The organism is bacterium (assembly GCA_028821235.1).
Classification (GTDB): Bacteria; Actinomycetota; Acidimicrobiia; order Spongiisociales; family Spongiisociaceae; genus Spongiisocius.
In genome coordinates this window covers 1-3,071 of the sequence record JAPPGV010000086.1, presented here as the reverse complement: position 1 = coordinate 3,071, position 3,071 = coordinate 1, and the positions used below count along the sequence as shown (strand labels likewise).

Below are 3,071 nucleotides of genomic sequence, written 5' to 3'. Positions count from 1 at the left end.
GAAGAAATCACCCGTCGCCGGCGGCAACTCCAAACCCCGGCTCAGGAAAGCCGCCGCCTGCGCCCTACTCACCGCCACATCCGGACAGAACAGGTCACCGCTTTCGGCTGTGCCGCATCCCTCCATGATCCCGGCGGCGACGATCCGTTCGATGTCGGACCGGTGCGCGCTCTCCCGGATATCGATGAACACGTCAGACCGGGCCGGCGGGGCCGTGCCGCGCACTCTCTGTCGCGGATCGGCAGCCACCGCATCGTGGCCCAGTACGGCCTCCAGGCCGGCGACCAGCCCGATCTTGGCCCGGCCGGGCCGCAGCGCATCGGCGGGGATGCTGATCCCGTCCGGACCTGCATCGCCGCCGATCACCGAGTACCCGAACACCAGCTCGGGCGTACCCGAGCCCGACTCGTAGAGGGCAACCCGGCGATCGGGTCCGACCCTGAGGTCCAGGGTAGGACTGCCACCGTTTTGGAACACGACCACCAGCGAGTCGAAGGTCACGGTGACCATCACCTTCTCTCCGGCCGCATATGCGGTCCCATCCAGGGGTTCCGACGTGATGGCCATCCCTGCGATGCGCGGGCGGATCGCCGAGATGGCGCGCCTCGCCACGTCGGCCGGTAGCATGCACGACGGTAGATTCATGGTCACGTCAGGCTCGATTCCCCCCGCAACGCTCCGAGAGCGCGGGGTGAACCATCTGAGGGTGGTGACCTGGAGGACCCCGACCAGACTGCCTCGGGGTTCAACGTGATAGGAGGTCTGGCCGGTGTCCTTGCCGAGGGTCCTCTGGCCGACCACGGTGACACGACCCTGGTCGCTAAGGGCGCCCGTCACCATCTCCGAGGCCGAGGCGCTGCCGCCGTCCACCGCGATCACCATCGGCAGGATGGTGGGATCGGACGAGATCGCCCTGCCTCGGGCCCCGACGGTCTCCAGGCTGTCCCTGCTCAACAGGTGAACGATCGTCGCCAGGTCCGGTAGGAAGGCGCCTGCGGTGCCCACCGCCGAGTCGATGTACCCGCCAGGATTGCCGCGCAAGTCCAGCACGAGGCCGCTGATAGGCGGATGGGTCAACTCGCGGAGCACTCCTGCCACCGCGCCGTCCGCCGTGGAACTGAAGACGTCGAGGCTGAGATAGCCGATGTTGCCGTCCACGACCATCCCCCTGGCCACCGGTATGGCCAGCCGCGCCGCCCTGATCGTCCCGCTCAGGATCACGTCCCGCCGGACCGTGATCGCCACCTCCTCACCCGCCGCGAACCGGTCAAGGCGGGACACGTCCGCGCAACCGAGTTCGGCCGGGAACCGATCCCCCAATTCCAGGAGCTCGTCGCCCACCATGAGACCGGCCCCCTCCGCCGGGCTTCCCGCATACACCTCGGCAACCACCGGTCGGCAGGTGGCCGTCACCGTCAGGCAGGGCCGGCCGTACTCCACCAGAGCGAACGCGACACCCAGACCGCTGGTGCCCCGGTTCTCGAGGTTCGTCCGGAACCGGTTGTACTGCGCAGCGGTCAGGTAGCGGGAGTTGCGGTCGAGCGACCCGGCCATCCCCCGGACCGCCTCCCCGACCGCCGCGGCGGTGTCCTGTGCCCGGTCGATCACCTGGCACAGCTCCTCGAACTCGGAAGAAGGCAACGGGCATGCCGGTGGCTCTCCATCGGTCCGTTCGGCGAGGCCGGCCTCTCTCACCCGTTCGGTGGCCGCCGAGGCGAGTTCCTGGTCGTCTACCGCGTCCACATAGTTTGCGCTGATCAGGCGGTACACGATGCAAAGCACCTCGAAGACCGTCGGCGCCTCTTCGCAGGTCACCCGGCCTGCCGGGATTGCCTCGGCTCCGTCTGCGCCATCGGTCTGGGCGGTCCGCGGCAGACTCCCCTCGGGCTCCACGGATGCTGCAAGTGGTGCGGGAACTAGCAGCGACAGGACGATCACGGCGATGACCAGACGGGCTCCGGAGCGCTTCCAGGCAACTCCGGATGGCTTCGTCACCGATGGGTACCGGGTCGACACACGCCGACGATAGTCCTCTCCGGGTGGTATCTCGGTACCGCCTCCAGCTGCAACTGTCTTGCCCGCGGCAAGAAGTCGGGGCGGATTCGGCCCTCCCTGACGCCGTTAACCTCTCGCCGATGAAGTCGGACCTTCCGTCGGCCACGGTCGAGCGCCTGCCGCGCTACCTGAGATGCATCGAGCGGTTACCCGAGGCCCAGCAGACCATCTCCTCCGGCGAGTTGGCTCGTCTCAGCAACCTGAAGGCCGCGGGGGTCCGGCGGGATCTCTCATATCTGGGAACCTTCGGGATCCGAGGGGTCGGGTACCGGGTCAAGGAGCTCAACGACCAGATCCGCCATGCCCTCGGCCTGACCGCCGACCGGCCGGTGGCCGTGGTGGGCATCGGCAATCTGGGTTCGGCGCTGGCCAACTACACCGGCTTCGGTAACCGGGGTTTTCGCATCGTCGGCTTGTACGACGCCGATCCCTCCAAGATCGGGACCAGCCTGGGCGGGGTGGAGGTTCGCCACATCTCCCGCCTCCCTGATGACGCCCGGACCAACCGTATCTCGGTCGGGATCATCGCCACCCCGGCAGGGGCCGCCCAGCAGGTGGCGGCCATGCTGGTCGATGTCGGTGTGCGCTCCATCCTGAACTTCGCCCCCACCGTCCTCCAGGTACCCGAAGACATACATCTGCGCCAGGTGGATGTCGCCACAGAACTCCAGATCCTCGGCTATTACATGAGCTAGTTGCTGGTTGAACTAATAACTAACAACTAGTGACCAGCAACTATTCGCGTTCTTGGTCGCGTTCGTAGCGGTGGAGCGCGACGAGGAACATGGCGAAGAGGATGGCCGAGGCGGCCGTGAAGGCTCCGGGAATGATCCGTATCTCGAAGGCATTCAGCCCTTCGAAGTCGACCGGGCGAGGCCCGCGGGGTGCGTAGAGGACGAAGAGGAGCGAGTTGATCGTCGTCCAGCCGAAGATGCCGGCGCCAGAAACCAGGATGGCGAGGCGCTTACCCAGGTTCGTGTACTGCAGGAGGTAGACGCTCCCGAAGAACACGAGCA

At 66.8% G+C, this 3,071-nt stretch carries 3 protein-coding genes; 1 reads left to right on the top strand and 2 read right to left on the bottom strand.

Going from position 1 to position 3,071, the window contains the following annotated elements:
* A partial coding sequence (locus OXK16_09825) for a S41 family peptidase (protein ID MDE0376245.1) occupies positions 1-1,995 on the bottom strand: 1,995 nt, incomplete at its 3' end.
* A gap of 140 nt (positions 1,996-2,135) precedes the next feature.
* Between OXK16_09825 and OXK16_09820 the strand changes: the two genes are divergently transcribed.
* Positions 2,136-2,750, top strand: coding sequence for a redox-sensing transcriptional repressor Rex (locus OXK16_09820; GenBank protein ID MDE0376244.1), 615 nt, complete (start codon positions 2,136-2,138; stop codon positions 2,748-2,750).
* 40 nt (positions 2,751-2,790) lie between these two features.
* Here the strand turns inward: OXK16_09820 and OXK16_09815 are convergent.
* Positions 2,791-3,071 (bottom strand): sugar transferase (locus OXK16_09815; protein MDE0376243.1); only part of this gene is annotated, 281 nt, incomplete at its 5' end.

Excerpts from the sequence above, each read along its gene's own strand:
- OXK16_09820 (MDE0376244.1), top strand. The coding sequence starts at position 2,136 with ATGAAGTCGGACCTTCCGTCGGCCACGGTCGAGCGCCTGCCGCGCTAC.